This is a genomic window from Alicyclobacillus sp. ALC3 (genome assembly GCF_028751195.1).
In the GTDB taxonomy this organism is placed as follows: domain Bacteria; phylum Bacillota; class Bacilli; order Alicyclobacillales; family Alicyclobacillaceae; genus Alicyclobacillus_L.
Map to the genome: position 1 here is coordinate 3,881,705 of NZ_CP066784.1, position 16,696 is coordinate 3,898,400.

Consider the following 16,696-nt stretch of genomic DNA (forward strand, 5'->3'; position numbering starts at 1 on the left):
TTTTCAGTAGCAGGCCGCTAGATGTCTGGGCACTCTAAATGGCACAATATTCAACGGCGAAAGGGAAAGCAGGACGCTGTTCGTGGGCAGTTGTTCACGAAGCTGTCACGGGACATTTATCATGCTGCGAAAGAAGCCGGTGGCAACCCAGACACGAACTTCCGCTTGAAAGTCGCGCTTGAGAATGCCAAACAGAACAATCTGCCTGCGGACAGCATCGCCCGCACGATTGCCAAAGCGACCGGTTCAATGCCAGGCGTGACGTATGAGGAACTATTGTACGAGGGGTATGGACCAGGCGGTGTCGCGGTCATGCTCGAGATTGTGACTGATAACCGAAATCGGACAGCTGCTGACGTTCGACACATCTTTTCCAAACGCAGTGGGAACCTTGGCGAAACCGGGTGCGTCAGTTGGATGTTCAACCGAGTCGGTCGAATTGAAATTGAAAAAGACTCCTGTCCTATGTCAATGGACGATTTGATGATGCTTGTGCTCGAAGCTGGGGCTGATGACTTGAAGGAAGACCATGACAGCTATGTCGTAACCACGGCTGTCGAATCGTTTGCCCGGGTTCGCGATGCCTTGGAGGCTGAAAAGATTGCGCTTGCCGACGCGGAGCTCTCCTACGAACCAACAACGACTGTCGAACTGACAGAGGAGCAAGCAGACCCCATCCTCGACCTTGTCGAAGCGCTTGAGAACAACGATGACGTGCAAAACGTGTACGCTAACTTCTTAATCGCAGAGGAATAATTCGACACGTCCGAGACATGCTATGGCCAGAGGAAATAGACAGCACTCGGGCGAGGTGAAGAATGATGCGGTCAAGGGGGAACGCGACAGGTAGACAGAGCGTACGCGGGTTGCTAGGTGCAACTATCGTCACAGGGGCAATCACCATGGCATGGCCTCACGTCGCCTTCGCGGACACACCTGCACCGACGGATTTTAGCCAGGCCGAGGTGGCGTCACGCACGGTCGTACCAGCCTTTGTGGGCAATGTGTCACAAGCCATGTTTCTTACGGTGTACGGCAACGGTCGCGAGGTGATGGAGGTGCGTCCTGTGCACGGGGACGCTGTGAATGCCTTCGCCGGTGACCACCTAGGATGGCACTTGGATCATCGCATGACGTGGCTGATCCAGATGCCCGTCTATGTGCGGGAACTGGGCACACAAACGTTTCAGTCCGACCGCGCTGGTGTGTAATCCGTGCAAACGCTAGTCGTCAAGTAGGAAATTGAACAGCATACGGCGAATCTCACTCCCAATCCAAGCGCATTGCACGCTGGAGATGGGAGTGTTTCTCACGCGCATTCTAGGCATCGATCCAGGCATTGCTCGCATGGGTTACGGCGTAGTTGAGGTGGTTGGGAGTCGCCTGCAGGCACTCTGCTTCGGATGCATCGAGACGCCACCCGATCGCACAGACCCACAGCGGCTCTACCAAATATACGACGAGCTTCAGCAACCAATCGCAGCTTACCAGCCGTCAGTGATGGCTGTTGAGCAACTGTTTTTCAACCGCAACACGACCACAGCGTTCACTGTCGGCCAGGCCCGCGGCGTGGCTTTGCTGTGCGGGGCGCAGGCAAACCTTGAGGTAGTCGAGTACACGCCGATGCAAGTCAAGTTGGCGGTGACGGGGTACGGTAAGGCGGATAAGACTCAGGTTCAGGAAATGGTCAAGCTTCTGCTCGGTTTGCGCTCGCGCCCGCGACCGGACGACACAGCCGACGCTCTTGCAGTTGCCATCACGCACGCACACACCGCTGCAACGCTTGTCGCTGCCAGAGACGTACTTGCGCAGAGCAGCAACACAGACGCCGAACGGGCCGACCACGGGCGAATCGTCACCCCATTGGGTGTGCGGCCTGGCACGACACGGAGGGGTACATTGTGATTGCATTCTTACGTGGAGAAGTGTTTCAGACAGGTACGGGGTTCGCGGATATCGACGTGAGCGGCGTCGGGTACCGAGTGTGGATGACAGATCCGGCGTTGGCACAGCTTTCAATCGGAGACAACATTCGGGTCTTCACCTACTACCACGTGCGAGAAGATGCAATGCTATTGTTCGGTTTTTTGACCGATCACGACCGTGATTGGTTTGAACTTCTGATCTCGGTCTCTGGCGTTGGCCCGAAGAGCGCGTTGCAACTGATGTCTGCGAGTTCTGCCAACGCCTTTTTGTCCGCCATCGCAGCGGACGACGTGGCCTACCTCTGTACTCTGCCTGGAGTGGGGAAGAAGACGGCACAGCGGTTTGTTGTGGAACTAAAGGACAAGGTCGAGCGCTTGGCGATACCGTTTTCGGCTCCTAGCATAGCGACAGACAAGCGAACTAGTGCCTCCATTGCGTTCAGTCAACTGGGTAACATTGGCAAGGACATCGTTGAGGCCCTGATGGTGCTCGGATATAATGAAAGGCAGGCTGCGGAAGTTGCACAGTCTGTTTTGCAGGAAGAAGGTCCTGGTTCTGTCGAGGACGGCATCAAGTTTGCCTTGCGGCGATTGGTCGGTTGAGCAGGTACGTGGTTTGAACGTCAGTTTGGAGAGATGCTTTCCGGCTGTCGAGATGAAGGGGTGAGGGTATGTCAGAGCGCATCATATCGGCGGAGTGGAACGCCGAGGACGTGGCGTTCGAGTCTTTTCGCCCCCGTTATTTGGACGACTATATTGGTCAAAATGCCGTCAAGGACAATTTGCGCGTTTTTATCCAAGCGGCGAAAGCGCGCAGTGAGTCGCTCGACCACGTGCTGTTATACGGTCCACCGGGTCTTGGGAAGACGTCCTTGTCGATGGTGATTGCGAATGAACTAGGCGTACACATTCGCGTGACGTCCGGACCGGCGATTGAGAAGCCGGGCGACTTAGCGGGGCTGGTGACCAATCTTCAACCTGGCGATGTTCTGTTTATTGATGAGATTCATAGGCTTTCAAAGTCGGTAGAGGAAGTGCTGTACCCGGCGATGGAGGACTACGGGATTGACATCCTGCTTGGCAAAGGACCAAGTGCGAGGTCTGTCCGGCTCGACCTGCCGCCCTTTACTCTTGTGGGAGCAACGACGCGGGCAGGGCTTCTGTCAGCGCCATTTCGCGATCGCTTTGGCGTTATAGTACACTTGGACTATTACTCGGTGGCGGACCTGACAAAGATTGTAACCCGCAGTGCCGGAATTTTGCGACTACCAATCGCTCCAGCGGCAGCCGCTGAAATTGCTCGTCGGTCGAGAGGAACGCCGCGGGTGGCGAATCGTCTGTTAAAACGGGTTCGTGACTTCGCTCAAGTAGCGGACGCGCCATTACTCGACCTCGAGGTTGCACAGACTGCTCTACAACGCTTGCAAGTCGATGCCCTCGGCCTTGACGAAGTGGACTACAAGTTGCTTGAGTCGATTATTTACAAGTTTCAGGGAGGGCCAGTAGGACTTGAAACACTAGCCGCAACGATTGGTGAAGAGGCCGGTACTATTGAGGATGTCTACGAACCCTATTTATTGCAAATGGGCTTGATTCAGAGAACACCGCGTGGTCGTCAGGCTGCGCTCGGAGCCTACAAGCACCTGGGAATTGAGCCTCCGGATGTGGTTCGAACGCAGCCGCTCGTGTGAGTTGGTACAGTCGCCACACGAGCAGCTCGATACTTCCAAAAAACTGCAGAAATTTGCTGTTTATACGACGCAGTCACCCCCAGTTAGCCAGCATTTGCGTCGAATCTTTGTAGAGGCGAGGTGGCACGGGTGGGCGGATTGCCCTTTCGCCGGAAGAAGCCGGAAGAGTCCAACCAGCTCTACACCATGCTCGAACTCGCTCAGTCAGGAGACGCACAAGCACGCAATGACTTGCTTGCGGCGTATACACCATTTATCCTGCGCACTGCGTCTCAAGCGTCAAAGCGGTACATTGACCGCTCACAAGACGACGAGTTCAGCGTTGCACTGATTGCCATGAATGAGGCGATTGACCGATTTGATGGCAGCCGTAAGGCCAGTTTTTTGGGGTTTGCTGAGACGATAATTCGCAGACGGTTGATTGACTACTACCGGTCTCAGCGGTCTCAGCGACAAAAGAGCGTGCCTTGGACGCAGTTTGACGTGGCCGACGACGAAGACAATGTCGTCAATTACGTGGAAGTGAGGACTTCTGTCGAAGCGCATTTGCAGGCCGAAGAGCAGGCGGCTCGTCAGAGTGACATAGAGCTGTACAACGTCGCCTTGCAAGCGTTCGGACTCACCTTCTCGGACTTGGTCGAACTGTCTCCAAAGCACGCGGATGCCAGACAGACAGCCATCGCGATTGCTCGCGAAGTCGCTGGTGACCCACTCCTTAGCTCATATGTGGAGGAGCGAAAGGCGTTGCCGCTTAAACTTCTCGAAGAGCGGGTCAGCGTGTCGCGCAAGACGCTGGAACGACAGCGAAAGTACATTTTGGCGATTGTTATCTTGCTGACGGGTCCTTACGAACACCTGCAGTCGTACTTGTCGTAGCGAGAAAGGAGTGACAGAACATGCACGGGGAGAGGCGCGGTGTCGTAGTACAGATTGCTAAAAAGCATGCGATTGTACTCACGCCGGATGGCCAGTTTTGCCGCGTGGCGCGCGTGAAGGATGTTGCGGTCGGGATGGAGTTGTCGTTTGAGGAGGAGCAGTCCTCTTTTGAGCGGCGAACCGCGCTTCATCGTGGCGTGCAGTGGCGGCGATGGACGAGTGTTGTTGCGGCTGCCTGCCTGGCAGTCGCGGTCGGCGTGTGGGCGGGCCACGGTGGCCGGTCGCAGCCGCAGGTTCCGACCGGAACCCCATACGCACTCGTGTCTCTAGACATCAACCCCTCCGTGACGTTAGGCGTCAACCCGCGCATGTACGTTCAGACGGCGTCCGCGAATGACAAGGACGGAAAAACTGTTCTGTCACAGTTGCCCCATCTCTCTGGGGAATCTCTGCAGCAAGCGGTGAGCCAGATTGTGAGTCAAGCTTTGAAAGACAAGTTAGTGCCGACAAAGGACAGTATTGTCATTGCTGCTGCTCCCGTTCAGCAAGCTGCAAACGCTCAAGTATCGACACTCGTCGCGACTGCCCGTCAGACAGTCCTCCAGACTCTTAAACAGAGTGGCGCAAGTCAAGGACTCCACCCGTCAGTCTACACTGTCAGTATGCCACAGAGTGTATTTACGGCAGCTCAGCAGGCAAATATTCTGCCTGGGGAGGTCGCGTCTTATCTGTTGGCGCAGCAACACGGTCTGTCGGTGTCACACTTGAATGCCACGATAGTGGGGCAAATTTTCGGAAATGGAAACTCGATTCTGTCCATCGACACCACAAAATCAACTGAACAGATCACTTCCATGTTGGACCAGTTGAAAATCTCAGGTATCTTCAGTCGGCCATCGACCGCAACGAGGTCTGGCGGGACGTCCAGTAACAAGGGCACAGGCGTGGGTCAAAGAGTCGGCACGGGTGGGACGACAAACGGTACTCCACCGCCAAGAGGAGGAGGGACTCAACCAGCTAGCCATGGTAGTAGCGGGAGTGGTCCGGGCGGGTCGGGAAGTACCATCTCGCCTGGCTCAGGGTTGACCAACGAGATCACGAACATCGTTGGCCAGTCGAACGGGACAGGTGTGGGGCCGAGTCCCCTACTTGGGAACACACTGAACACGGTCGGTGGGCTTTTCTCTCATTAACAATCACAAAAAAATCACAGAATAGAGGGTACACATTGCGACAAAACCGACGGGGCTCCGCTCGGTTGATTTTTTGATCCTTGCGCAAAGACTCCATATAATGAGTTGGACGAGGTTACGTGCACGTTGCGCGTACGCCCAGGACTACATCAGTTCAATGTGGACGACAAAGGAGTTTAGGCGTTGCAGGTCAATGACTTTGATTACGAATTGCCGGAAGAGTTAATTGCACAAACACCACTTCGCGAGCGTAGTGACTCACGTCTGATGGTGGTCGATCCCGTTTTAAACACAGTTTTGCATGACAGGTTTTCCGCGCTAGCGTCACACCTCGTTTCGGGTGACGTCCTCGTGCTCAACAATTCGCGCGTCATTCCTGCCCGTGTCTACGCGGTGAAGCGAGACTCAGGCGCTCGGGTTGAACTCCTTCTGACCGAAGAAGTGGCTCCATTACGGTGGCGGGCGCTCGCTCGCCCGGCGAAACGGCTGCGAGTAGGAACAGAGTTGTCATTCAAGGATGATCAACAGGCGGAGATTGGGTTTGCCGAGGTTACTGCAGAACTTGATGATGGGATGCGCGAACTCGTTTTTCACCTGAACGAACCGATGATGGATTTTCTCGACCGCGTGGGCGTCATGCCGCTGCCGCCGTACATTCATGCACCCCTCGCGGACCGCGAGCGGTACCAGACGGTGTACGCGCAGCCACCAGGGTCTGTTGCAGCCCCAACAGCCGGTCTGCACTTTACGAAGGACTTGTTGCACGAACTCGAACAAAGAGGTGTGAAAGTTGTCTTCGTCACCCTACATGTCGGGATTGGGACGTTTAGACCCGTGAGTTCGGACACTGTGGAAGGTCATCAGATGCACTCAGAGTGGTACGAAGTGACACCTGAGACGGCAGCAACTGTGAACTTGGCGAAGGCTGCAGGAAGGCGTGTCATCGCTGTTGGGACCACGGCGATGCGCACTCTTGAGAGTGCAGGTGAGAGTGGCACTGTCGTCGCGGGAGCCGGTTCAACCGATATCTTCATTTACCCTGGGTACCACTTTCGGGTGGTGGACGCACTGATTACAAATTTCCACTTGCCCAAATCGACGCTAGTCATGCTTGTCGCTGCGATGATGGGGGTTGACTTCACCAAAGAGGCGTACAGTGTAGCTGTCACGGAGAAGTACCGCTTTTTCAGCTTCGGGGATGCGATGTTCATCACGAGGAGGTCTCTCACTTGACAGTCCCGGTTCGTTTTGAACGGCTGCCGATTCCTCCAGCGGGGCTCGCTCGGCGGGGGCGACTCACGACGCCGCATGGCGTGATTGAGACGCCGGTGTTCATGCCTGTTGGCACACAAGCGACCGTGAAAACACTGTCGCCGTTTGAACTTCGTGAAATCGGCGCCGGCATCATTCTTTCGAACACGTACCACTTACACCTGCGGCCAGGTGACGACCTTGTGGCTGAAGCAGGTGGGTTACACGAATTTATGCATTGGGACGGAGCAGTGCTTACCGACAGTGGCGGGTTCCAAGTGTTCAGTCTGGCGGACTTGCGGAAGATCACGGATGAAGGTGTGCAGTTCCGCTCGCACATTGACGGCAGTCCGAGGTTCTTTTCACCAGAGTCGGTCATGAAGATTGAGAACAACCTTGGCGCTGACATAATCATGGCGTTTGACGAGTGTCCGCCCTACCCGGCTGAACGCTCTTACCTAGTAACGTCACTGCGCCGAACACTAGACTGGGCACAGAGGTGCAAGGTTGCACATGGGCGAGCGGATGAACAAGCGCTGTTTGGGATTGTGCAAGGCGGCATGGAACTTGACCTGCGTCGGGAATCGGCGGAACGGTTGGTGGAATTAGATTTTCCTGGCTACGCTGTTGGCGGCCTCAGTGTCGGTGAACCGAAGCCGCTGATGTACGACGTCCTCGCTCATACGACGCCGTTTTTGCCTGCGGACAAGCCTCGTTACCTGATGGGCGTTGGCTCACCAGACGATTTGTTCGAAGGTGTAGAACGAGGTGTGGATATGTTTGACTGTGTCCTGCCAACTCGCATTGCGCGCAACGGTACGGTGTTAACGCACGCTGGTAAAGTTGTGTTGAAGAACGCACAGTACAAGCGCGATTTTCAACCGCTCGACCCCGACTGTGATTGTCAGGTTTGTCGAACGTACTCGCGAGCGTACATTCGCCACTTGCTCAAGGCCGGCGAAGTGCTCGGAATTCGTCTCACGAGCTATCACAATGTCTACTTTCTGATACGTATCATGGCAAACATTCGTCGCTCCCTGGACGAGGGGCGGTTTGCGACGTATAAGCGAGAATTCTATGGGCGTTTCGGTTATAATGACCATACTGCAGTGGGACAAACCACGGCTGGAGAGGGTGTGTCTGATTGAAGACTCAAAGTATTCTTTTCATCGTTTTGATTGTGGTGGTTTTTTATGTGCTGTTTATGTTGCCCCAGCGGCGGCAGCAGAAGAACCGTCAGACGATGATGAACAAACTCGGCCCGGGAGCAAAGGTGCTGACATCGGGCGGGATTTACGGAGAAATTGTCTCGGTTGAAGGAGACGTTTTGCTCGTTCGAATTGCTGAGGATGTGGAAATCGAGCTTGACCAGCGCGCTATCATTCGCGTTGTCGAAGAAGCTCCTCTGACTGATATAACCGAAGATGAAGATGGCGAGGAATTTGGTGACGACGAGGAGAATGAAGGTTTTTCGCACGTCGACGACGAGGAGTCTCAGAGTGCCCCGCCCCGCTCGTGAGCAGTTGAGTTGTCATTTACCGAATCAAATTAACGACGACCCCGCAAAAGACAAAGGCGGGGTCGTTTTGCTTGCGACGCAATGCGAAAGTGAGGTGGCCGAAGTTATCGGTTGCCACCGCCGGCGTTGACGCCGATGATGCCTCCGAACGCTCCAATCAGGGCCATCAATAGAACATGGAAGAGTCCGGTTGCATCCCAAGAGAACGTGCTGTAGACGACCAGTCCGATGCCTAGCATGAGCAAGGCATACAGTAGGCCGACCATGCCTCCTGAGTACCAACCGCGCTCTCCTGCCGCGCGACTCGCCGCGATTGACCCGAACAGCACGCTGGCACAATGAATGATGTACGCGAGCGTTGTGATTGTCGAGGTAGCGAGAGGGTGGACATGAACCCATAGGGAAACTGCGAGGACGCCTATTACCGCGTAAAAGAGCGCCCAAACGAGTCCGTACAGAATCGGAAAGCGGCGCAGGGCGCGCGGGCTGCTGCGCATACTAGACTCCATCGGCTTCACCTCCTGCCTGCGGACTGCCACTTGGACACGAAGGAATCTGTCTGGGCCCGCAGAACTGTAGAATTTACATAATCCTCTTTCATTTCTATTCAAGTTGTCCACCTAATATGAAGTAATGTGGTACAATGGCGAAAATACCGAGTTGTGCGGATGTGTGGAAATTACTGGAAGTTTTCCTGGGACCGGGGGCAGGTGAGTGGCTTGGATGTTCGACGCGATCGGTTCGTAAGAGTGTTTCAGTTACTAGTGGGGATTGTCGGCATCGGCTCTGCTCTGTGGTACATTCCTCACTTGTTCCATCACAACCTCTTCGTGACTTTAGGACTGTTCGTGCTCGCCGTTGCGCTTGAAGCGATTCCAGTGCCGCTTGGGCAAGTCGTCAGTTCTCTGCTCTATGCCCTGCCCATCGGGGCCTTGGTGGTCTACGGACAGTCGGAAGCCGTTTGGCTAATGGTGGCAGCCGCTGTTTTTGGCACGATGTTGTCACCGGAGAAGTCACGCTGGCAAACGGTTGTCTTTAACGCTGGGCAATATGTGTTATCTGTGCTAGTCATGGCGCGGGTGTATGACGCCATTGTTCAGTCGACCGAGCCCCTTCTGAATTGGTTGGTCTTCGCCGGTCTGTTGGCGGGCGCAGCGGTGTTTATCGTCGTGAACCACTTGTTCATTCAGGTTTATCACGCGATGCGCGGGGTGTTCAGTGTCCGTGAAATGTTCTACACCTTGGCCGTGGACTCTGTCTACATGCTGTTGTCCCTGCCGTTTGCTTTCCTTATGATTGGCATTGCGACGAGCAACCAGCTCCTCGCTCTCGTGGCGATTCTTCCGCTCGTGTTACTGTCGCAGATGTTGCGCTTGCACAGGCGGACCTCGTTCATTCAAAGCATCCATGATGCCACTGCTCAGCTCACCTCAGAGTTTGACATCGAACGAATTGTAGGAGTAGCGGCGACTACGGCCGCAAAACTCACTTATGCAGATGCAGTGATGGTGCTCGCGCTCGACGAAGAGGATGAAGCGCTGTATCCCATCCTTGTGTATCCAAGTGAATCGGAGCAAGACTTCAACAAGGACAGGTTTTACCGTCAAAGTGGAGGGGTCATTTGGCAAGTTATCGACGAGGAAGGGTGGTCCTACGTTCCGGACGTGCGCAAGGATGAACGAGTTCGGTCAGACGGCATCACAGCTCGCGTGCCGTACTTGTCTATGGCCATTTTTCCGATGCGCTCGCGCGGGAACGCAAAGGGCGCGCTTGTGTGCTATGCGCATGGACCGTACGCCTTTGGCGAACTGACCAAGGAAATCCGCACGTTGGCCTCCCAAGTTGGCGTTCTGGTCGACAACGCAAAACTGTACCAGGAACTCCAGCGCCAGTCGTGGAGAGATGCCGCTACAGGGCTGTATAATTACCGTTATTTTTACCAAGAACTGTCCAGTCGCCTGATGACGTCCCGTTACACGGGTGAACCATTGTCCGTGGTGGTGGTCGACGTTGACTATTTCAAGAAGTTCAACGATACTTACGGCCACCTTGCCGGTGACGCCGTGTTGCGCTCTCTCGCCGTAGTGTTGACGTCTGAGGCTGGAGAGGGCGCCGTAGTGGCGCGCTACGGTGGAGAAGAGTTCGCGATGGTCTTGCCGCTTGCGCCCGAGCAGGCGCTGAATATTGTGGAACGCGTGCGCAACTCCATCAGTCGACACGTCGTGACCTTTGAGGGCCTCGACATTCACGGCATCACGGTGAGCAGCGGCATCGCTGGCTTCCCGCAAGATGGAGACAGCGACCGCGACATCTTGCTTAAGGCGGATTCTGCGATGTACTGGGGTGCCAAGCAACGCGGTCGAAACCGCACTGCGTTATACACACCCGACTTTGACGCCCAATTGTTTGTGGACTCCTTAACGGGGCTTTACACATATCACTTTGTGGCGATTCAGGTGCGTGAATCGCTGCTGCAAGGGCCGCAAACCTGGGGCGTACTGTGCCTTGATATGGCCCGTTTTACAGATGTAAACGCCGCGTTTGGATTTGAGACTGGCAATCGCATTTTGCAGGAAATCAGCGTATTGATTCGCGAGAGCGTGCGCGATCAGGAACTGATCTGCAGGTATGGCGGTGACCAGTTCTTGGTTTTGTTGCGTGACGTCGCTGAAGAAGAGGTGACATCCGTTGGCGGCCGCATTGACCGGATGCTTTCGACCCACCACTTTCAGTCTTTGCCGAACATTGCGCTTGCCCTTCGGGTTCGTTACCAAAGTCGCGTGTTGACGGATGTGGATAATGTGGAAACCGTGTTCGCGCACATCAGCAAGATGTTTTCATCACTCAAGACGAACGTCTCTGACGCGCGTGGGGCCGGTTAAACTGCGCGATTATAAAAGGACATAGCGAGCGTAAATTTACCCGTTTCGGCCATACTACCGATGCCGAAAGGGGTTTTTTTAATGGGGCACATCACGTTCTGGCACTTTATACTTCGCATTCTAGTATTGTATCTATTGGTGATGGTCGCCCTGCGGGTGATGGGCAAGCGCGAAATTGGCCAGTTATCGGTGTTCGACTTTGTCGTCTCTGTCATGGTAGCCGAACTTTCAACTCTGCCCATGGAAGACACGAATGTCACCCTGTGGCGGTCCGTCGTGTCGATCGCGATGTTAGTGGTGCTTCAGGTCATTGTCGCTTTCGGACAGTTGAAGAGCCACCGCTTCCGTCACTGGGTTGACGGGGAACCTTCTGTCCTCATCGAACACGGCTCGATTCAAGACGCGGAGATGAAGAAGACGCGCTACACCATGCACGACTTACTCATGCAATTGCGAGAAAAAGGTGTCGCGAATGTGGCCGACGTTGAATTTGCGATACTTGAGACATCTGGGAAATTAAGCGTGTTCCCCAAAGCCGAAAAGCGGCCGGTGACGCCCGAGGACCTCGGCAGAGCTGTCCGTCACGACTCCGTTCCACTGCCGCTGATTGTGGATGGTGTGCCCGTGCAGAAAACGCTCGACATTCTCGGTCAGCCCGTTGAGTGGCTGGAAGGTGAACTCAAACGGCGCGGATACGGACCGACTCATCAGGTGTTTTATGCAGCGATTGATGAAACCGGCCAAATTCATCTTGACCCGCGGGATGCCAGCGTCGGCCAACGCTGGCAAGGTGCGGCACAGCAGGCGCAGAGGGGCGATGCTGCAGGGGCAGCGCATATTCACAACGCAAACGTCTCACAGTCTGAACAGAAATCCGGGGACCGCAGACCCGACGGTCATCAGTAAAGGTGCTCCATCACACAGCGAAGGGCAGGTAAGACACAATATTCGCCAGCACTGGTCCAATGCGCGGAATCCGGCGAATACTCCTTGACGTTAGTACGCGAAACGAGCAGAGCAGAGTGAAGTACAGTATAAACCCGAACAGTATGGCGGACAGCAGGTGAGTGCCACTCAGTTGCGCTGCGTGACCGCGCGACAGCGCGAGCATGCCAATCAAGCTGATGAGGGATGCGACCGCGATCTTCAGTGTGTCGATAAGGCGGATGGGAAAGCCCACGTAATGAACGATGCCAATGAAATGTAGGACGGCCGTCAGCACGACGGAAATTGACGTCGCGATGGCTACACCGTATATCCCGAGGTGTGGTTGAGATGCGAGCACGTAAATGAGGCCAAGTCGAACCACGCCGCCAGCGATCGAATTCACCATGGCTAGACCCGCCTTGTCGAGTCCCTGAAGAATGCCAGCAAAGGGGGCCTGCAAGTAGAGCAAAAACCCGACCGGTGCCATCAGAGCCAAGATTGGACCGACAGACGGTTCGCGGTAAATCATGGCGCACAAAGGCGTGGCAAACAAGGTCAATACGATGGATGTAGGGAATCCGACGATTGCCGTCACACGCCAGCTTTGGTCAACCCGGATGCGCACTTGTCGGTCGTTGCGCGTCTCGCCGGCCATCGCCTCTGAAACAGATGGGACGAGGTTGACGGCGAGTGACCCTGTAATCACGGTGGGAAATACCAACAGTGGCAACGCCATGCCACCGTACTGGCCGTACAGGGCTGTCGATGTGTCTTTCGCTACGCCTGCGAGCCACAGCGACCTCGTCACGAGGATGGGCTCAATCGCGTAGATGAGTGACCAGATGAGGCGACTGCCGGTCACCGGGGCGGCAATTTTCGTGATCGCTCGCAGCGTTTGGCGTACCGTTTCAAGACTGCGAGCAGGCGCGTTGGGTAAAACGTACGAGATTCTCCCTCGCCGCCGGTACGCGACGATGAGAAAGACCATGCCAGCTAACTCACCGAGCAGCATTCCGACCATTGCGCCAGCAGCAGCGTAGGCGAGACTGAACCGGACGAAGTAGGCGGCAAGGACCCATACACTGAGAATGCGAACGGTCTGTTCGAGAATCGATGCCCACGCGGGCGGGGCCATATCTTGGAGACCCTGAAAGTAGCCTCGATATACACTCGATACAGCGATGATCGACACAATCGGAATCATTGCCAAGTACGTTGGATACGCTCTCGGGTCAGTTAACCAATGTGAGGAGACGAACCCTCGCATCAGCCACATCAGCAGCGTAAAGATAACCGTCATGGTGCCGATGACACCCGTGCTGACTCGCAAAATCCGCTGTACGCGGACACGGTCCTGCTGCACCAACGCTTCAGCGACGAGTTTGGAAATTGCGACGGGGAGCCCGGCAGTGACAAACGTCAGCACGAGGCTAAGTAGCGGGAAGACGATTTGAAATAGACCGATGCCCTGTGCGCCGATGATACGAGTGAGGAAGATGCGGTAGACAAAACCCATAATGCGGGTGACGAGACTGGCTGCGATGAGCACGACAGCCCCACGCAGGAATGAACGTTCGGTCACGGCACACCGCCCCTTTACTTAGATGTCGTGTACGCAGACGTCTGTACGCAGGGAGAGACACGGACAAGGCACAACCATTCAAGAGACTATGCTGTCGTGACTTGTGATAGTCCAAGCTAAGAAGGAAACCGCCGTGTTTCTCGCGAATTGAACCTTGATGGAGGTGGGGAGATGTTGGATGAGGAGCTTCGCCAACAAGCAGACGGGGAAGCAATGGACGTGAGCGAACGCGACGACAGTGCGTTGGTGCAGAGTAAACCGGTTGTGCCGCCGAGCGTGAACCCTGCGTGGCAGCAGTATGAACGGGAGATGATGGAACTGTGCGCCGTCAAGGCGGATGAATTTCATCTCCTCGGGTACGAAGAAGTGACGGCCTCGGAAGTCTGGCAGTGCGTGCTGGCGATGACGAAAGGGCGCGGTCGGTTGCACGAAATGGTTGAGGCTGTGCTCGGATTGAACGCGGGTCGGTTCATGAGTTACACGACGATCAACGCGTATCAGGGAATTTTCCATGAACAAGGCACACCGTTTGACGCTCTGAACCATGCTTGATTATACTAGAGGCTGTGCCATATACGTATGGAACCGCACGGAACGTTCCTCTGGGACTTGACCTAGTGGTGTTCTGAATTGGTGTTGTTTTAGAGGAGGACAAGCTGTATGAAGTGGGGCCGATTTTTGGGGTTCATCGCCCTGGTCCTAGTGGTGGTGGGCCTCACGGCCGGAACCTCAACACAGTTATGGAAGTCTATCCGCCTGGGCCTCGACTTGCAAGGCGGATTTGAACTGTTGTACCAAGTCGAGCCGAATACTCCAGGTGGCACGGTGACATCACAAGGGATTCAGGCAGCCCTCGAAGCTGTGAATACCCGGGTGAACTCGCTTGGCGTCTCCTCACCGCAGATTGAACTGGAGAACAGGAATCAGATTCGCATTGATTTGGCTGGCACCTTCAATCAGCAGAAGGCTGAGCAGATTATTGGCTCCACGGCGAACCTGCAGATTTACGGCAGTGCGACGCTTGACCCAAAGACTGGTCAGTTCGTGTTACCCAAAGGCGCAAAACCGCTGTTGACTGGCCAGGATTTGCAGAGCAACGCAACGGCAGGACAAAATCCGAATACCGGACAGTACGTCGTGGACGTCACTTTTAAGAACAAAAAGGCATGGCAGAACATCACGCAGCAGTACCTCGGCAAACCACTTTACACTTTTTTGAACGGTCAGATGATTACTGACCCCGTCGTGAGAAATGTCATCTACAGTGGTCAGACTGAGATTAGCGGTGGTTCCCTGACGACTCTGCAAGCTTGTCAAGCGCTTGCGAAGCAGTTGAACGCAGGTTCGCTCCCGTACCCGCTCCAGCGCATCAGTTCGACGAGCGTGGGCCCGTCGCTTGGCGCGCAGTCGCTGAGGACGACCCTAGAGGCCGGGCTAATCGCAGTGATTCTGATCTTCTTATTCATGATTTGGCTGTACCGCATGGCTGGATTGATAGCAGACGTTGCGCTGGTCGCGTACGTCTATCTGTTATTGCTCACGTTCTCCGGGCTGCACGTGGTGTTGACTCTCCCAGGTCTCGCTGCGCTTGTCCTTGGTATTGGCATGTCGGTTGATGCAAACATCATCGCGTATGAGCGCATCAAGGAAGAACTACGCAACGGGCGAAGTTTGCAGTCAAGTGTGCTTGCAGGTAACAGGCGTTCACTGCGAACTATCTTAGACGCCCATGCGACGACCTTTATCGCCGGTGCGGTCATGTACTGGTTCGGGCAAGGAGAAATTCGAGGGTTTGCCATTTCACTCATGATCAGCATTATTGTCGGCCTCATCACCGCCGTGGCGCTCAGCCGCATCATGCTGATGCTGTTCACTCGGTCAAACGTCGTGAAACGACCGTGGTGGTACGGCTTCCGGAAGAAGGCGGTGGCATCGTGAAGGTACATTTTTCTTTGATTAAACGCAGCAAGTGGTTCTTTCTGTTGTCTGGCCTCATCACGGTCACCGGTCTGGTGGTGTTTCTGATTTCCGGTTTTAACCTCGGCACGGACTTCGTCTCCGGGTCGCGGATTCAACTGCAGATTAACCAGACCGTGAATAACGCAGAGGTGCGCGACCTGTTCAACAAAGCGGGAATTACTATCGAACAACAAGCCATCACCTCGGCAGGGACAGGTGCGCGGGAAGCGGCAATTGTCCGTTTGACCACGAGACTGACCCCTGCGCAGCAAAATAAGATTTTGTCGCTGGAAAAGCAGATGTACCCGAAGTCGAGCAGCGCCTCATTTTCTGTGGTGGACCCAATTGTCGCGAAGCAGACATCTCGGCAAGCGATCTGGGCGATATTGCTCGCGTCGGCGTTTATCATCGCGTATATTGCGATTCGCTTTGAATATCGGTTTGCCATCGCTGGTGTGGTGGCAGTGTTGCACGATGCCTTTATCGTGCTCGCGACTTTTTCGCTGTTGCGCCTTCAAGTTGACCTGCCGTTTGTGGCAGCAGTGCTGACGATTGTCGGCTACTCAATCAACGATACCATCGTCATCTTTGACCGTATCCGTGAGAACATGAAGGCGACGCCGCCCAATTCGCGCGAAGAGCTGCAGGAGCTCGTCGATAAGAGTTTGTGGCAGACCATGAGTCGCTCGATCAACACGGTCGTCGCAGTGCTCGTCGCGGCCGTAATGCTGTACTTCTTCGGCGGTACAGCGCTTCATAACTTCACGTTCGCGCTGATTGTCGGTCTCGTCAGTGGCGCGTACAGTTCAATCTTCATCGCCAGCCCCCTGTGGGTCGCATGGCGCAGCCGGCAGTTCCGTACCGCAGCTCCGGTCAAGACGTCGTAGAGCG

Annotated in this window: 17 protein-coding genes; 15 read left to right on the top strand and 2 right to left on the bottom strand. The window is 55.1% G+C overall.

Annotated features, from left to right (window positions below; genetic code table 11):
• The first annotated feature begins 21 nt into the window (after positions 1–21).
• The 10 genes from JC200_RS17845 (at position 22) to yajC (ending at position 8,455) form a co-directional block, all read left to right on the top strand.
• The gene (locus tag JC200_RS17845; RefSeq protein WP_274433051.1) at positions 22–756 is read left to right on the top strand and encodes a YebC/PmpR family DNA-binding transcriptional regulator; all 735 of its coding nucleotides are present in this window, start codon (positions 22–24) and stop codon (positions 754–756) included.
• A gap of 146 nt (positions 757–902) precedes the next feature.
• Complete coding sequence (locus JC200_RS17850; protein ID WP_274433052.1) at positions 903–1,211, top strand: hypothetical protein; 309 nt, start codon at positions 903–905, stop codon at positions 1,209–1,211.
• An 85-nt stretch (positions 1,212–1,296) separates the two neighbouring features.
• The gene (gene ruvC / locus JC200_RS17855; protein WP_274433054.1) at positions 1,297–1,905 is read left to right on the top strand and encodes a crossover junction endodeoxyribonuclease RuvC; all 609 of its coding nucleotides are present in this window, start codon (positions 1,297–1,299) and stop codon (positions 1,903–1,905) included.
• Positions 1,902–2,528, top strand: coding sequence for a Holliday junction branch migration protein RuvA (gene ruvA / locus JC200_RS17860; protein WP_274433056.1), 627 nt, complete (start codon positions 1,902–1,904; stop codon positions 2,526–2,528). Before ruvC ends, ruvA begins: the two co-directional genes overlap by 4 nt.
• A 68-nt stretch (positions 2,529–2,596) precedes the next feature.
• On the top strand, positions 2,597–3,616 hold the full coding sequence (gene ruvB, locus JC200_RS17865; RefSeq protein WP_274433057.1) for a Holliday junction branch migration DNA helicase RuvB: 1,020 nt from the start codon (positions 2,597–2,599) through the stop codon (positions 3,614–3,616).
• 129 nt (positions 3,617–3,745) lie between these two features.
• The gene (gene sigI / locus JC200_RS17870; RefSeq protein WP_274433058.1) at positions 3,746–4,492 is read left to right on the top strand and encodes an RNA polymerase sigma factor SigI; all 747 of its coding nucleotides are present in this window, start codon (positions 3,746–3,748) and stop codon (positions 4,490–4,492) included.
• Between the two features lie 20 nt (positions 4,493–4,512).
• On the top strand, positions 4,513–5,685 hold the full coding sequence (locus JC200_RS17875) for an anti-sigma factor domain-containing protein (protein WP_274433059.1): 1,173 nt from the start codon (positions 4,513–4,515) through the stop codon (positions 5,683–5,685).
• Between the two features lie 183 nt (positions 5,686–5,868).
• Positions 5,869–6,918 carry a tRNA preQ1(34) S-adenosylmethionine ribosyltransferase-isomerase QueA gene (queA, locus tag JC200_RS17880; RefSeq protein ID WP_274433060.1) on the top strand — a complete coding sequence of 350 codons (1,050 nt, stop codon included), beginning with the start codon at positions 5,869–5,871 and terminating at the stop codon, positions 6,916–6,918.
• On the top strand, positions 6,915–8,084 hold the full coding sequence (tgt, locus tag JC200_RS17885) for a tRNA guanosine(34) transglycosylase Tgt (RefSeq protein WP_274433061.1): 1,170 nt from the start codon (positions 6,915–6,917) through the stop codon (positions 8,082–8,084). The genes queA and tgt overlap by 4 nt, the downstream gene beginning before the upstream one ends.
• On the top strand, positions 8,081–8,455 hold the full coding sequence (gene yajC / locus JC200_RS17890) for a preprotein translocase subunit YajC (RefSeq protein WP_274433062.1): 375 nt from the start codon (positions 8,081–8,083) through the stop codon (positions 8,453–8,455). Before tgt ends, yajC begins: the two co-directional genes overlap by 4 nt.
• Positions 8,456–8,559: 104 nt before the next feature.
• On the opposite strand, the gene JC200_RS17895 is transcribed toward yajC, so the two are convergent.
• Positions 8,560–8,964, bottom strand: coding sequence for a TIGR04086 family membrane protein (locus JC200_RS17895; protein WP_274433063.1), 405 nt, complete (start codon positions 8,962–8,964; stop codon positions 8,560–8,562).
• Positions 8,965–9,174: 210 nt separating this feature from the next.
• On the opposite strand from JC200_RS17895, the gene JC200_RS17900 reads away from it, so the two are divergent.
• Together JC200_RS17900 and JC200_RS17905 are read left to right on the top strand one after the other, a co-directional pair.
• Complete coding sequence (locus tag JC200_RS17900; protein WP_274433064.1) at positions 9,175–11,337, top strand: sensor domain-containing diguanylate cyclase; 2,163 nt, start codon at positions 9,175–9,177, stop codon at positions 11,335–11,337.
• An 81-nt stretch (positions 11,338–11,418) separates the two neighbouring features.
• A complete protein-coding gene (locus tag JC200_RS17905) occupies positions 11,419–12,243 on the top strand; it encodes a DUF421 domain-containing protein (protein WP_274433065.1) in 825 nt (274 codons plus the stop codon).
• 10 nt (positions 12,244–12,253) lie between these two features.
• Here the strand turns inward: JC200_RS17905 and spoVB are convergent, their stop codons facing one another.
• Positions 12,254–13,846 carry a stage V sporulation protein B gene (gene spoVB / locus JC200_RS17910; protein WP_274433066.1) on the bottom strand — a complete coding sequence of 531 codons (1,593 nt, stop codon included), beginning with the start codon at positions 13,844–13,846 and terminating at the stop codon, positions 12,254–12,256.
• Between the two features lie 171 nt (positions 13,847–14,017).
• Here spoVB and JC200_RS17915 point away from each other — a divergent pair, with 171 nt between their 5' ends.
• The 3 genes from JC200_RS17915 to secF all read left to right on the top strand — a co-directional run bounded on the left by JC200_RS17915 (position 14,018) and on the right by secF (position 16,692).
• Positions 14,018–14,398 (top strand): post-transcriptional regulator, encoded by a 381-nt coding sequence (locus JC200_RS17915; protein ID WP_274433067.1) that lies wholly within the window; start codon positions 14,018–14,020, stop codon positions 14,396–14,398.
• Positions 14,399–14,506: 108 nt separating this feature from the next.
• Positions 14,507–15,784 (top strand): protein translocase subunit SecD, encoded by a 1,278-nt coding sequence (gene secD, locus JC200_RS17920; RefSeq protein ID WP_274433068.1) that lies wholly within the window; start codon positions 14,507–14,509, stop codon positions 15,782–15,784.
• Entirely contained in the window at positions 15,781–16,692 is a 912-nt protein-coding gene (secF, locus tag JC200_RS17925) for a protein translocase subunit SecF (protein WP_274433069.1), read from the top strand. The genes secD and secF overlap by 4 nt, the downstream gene beginning before the upstream one ends.
• Positions 16,693–16,696 lie beyond the last annotated feature (4 nt).

Bases quoted from the DNA above. Each gene is read 5' to 3' on its own strand.
- JC200_RS17845 (WP_274433051.1), top strand. From the start codon at position 22: ATGTCTGGGCACTCTAAATGGCACAATATTCAACGGCGAAAGGGAAAG.
- JC200_RS17850 (WP_274433052.1), top strand. From the start codon at position 903: ATGGCATGGCCTCACGTCGCCTTCGCGGACACACCTGCACCGACGGAT.
- ruvC (WP_274433054.1), top strand. From the start codon at position 1,297: ATGGGAGTGTTTCTCACGCGCATTCTAGGCATCGATCCAGGCATTGCT.
- ruvB (WP_274433057.1), top strand. From the start codon at position 2,597: ATGTCAGAGCGCATCATATCGGCGGAGTGGAACGCCGAGGACGTGGCG.
- JC200_RS17875 (WP_274433059.1), top strand. From the start codon at position 4,513: ATGCACGGGGAGAGGCGCGGTGTCGTAGTACAGATTGCTAAAAAGCAT.
- JC200_RS17895 (WP_274433063.1), bottom strand. From the start codon at position 8,964: ATGGAGTCTAGTATGCGCAGCAGCCCGCGCGCCCTGCGCCGCTTTCCG.
- JC200_RS17905 (WP_274433065.1), top strand. From the start codon at position 11,419: ATGGGGCACATCACGTTCTGGCACTTTATACTTCGCATTCTAGTATTG.
- JC200_RS17915 (WP_274433067.1), top strand. From the start codon at position 14,018: ATGTTGGATGAGGAGCTTCGCCAACAAGCAGACGGGGAAGCAATGGAC.
- secD (WP_274433068.1), top strand. From the start codon at position 14,507: ATGAAGTGGGGCCGATTTTTGGGGTTCATCGCCCTGGTCCTAGTGGTG.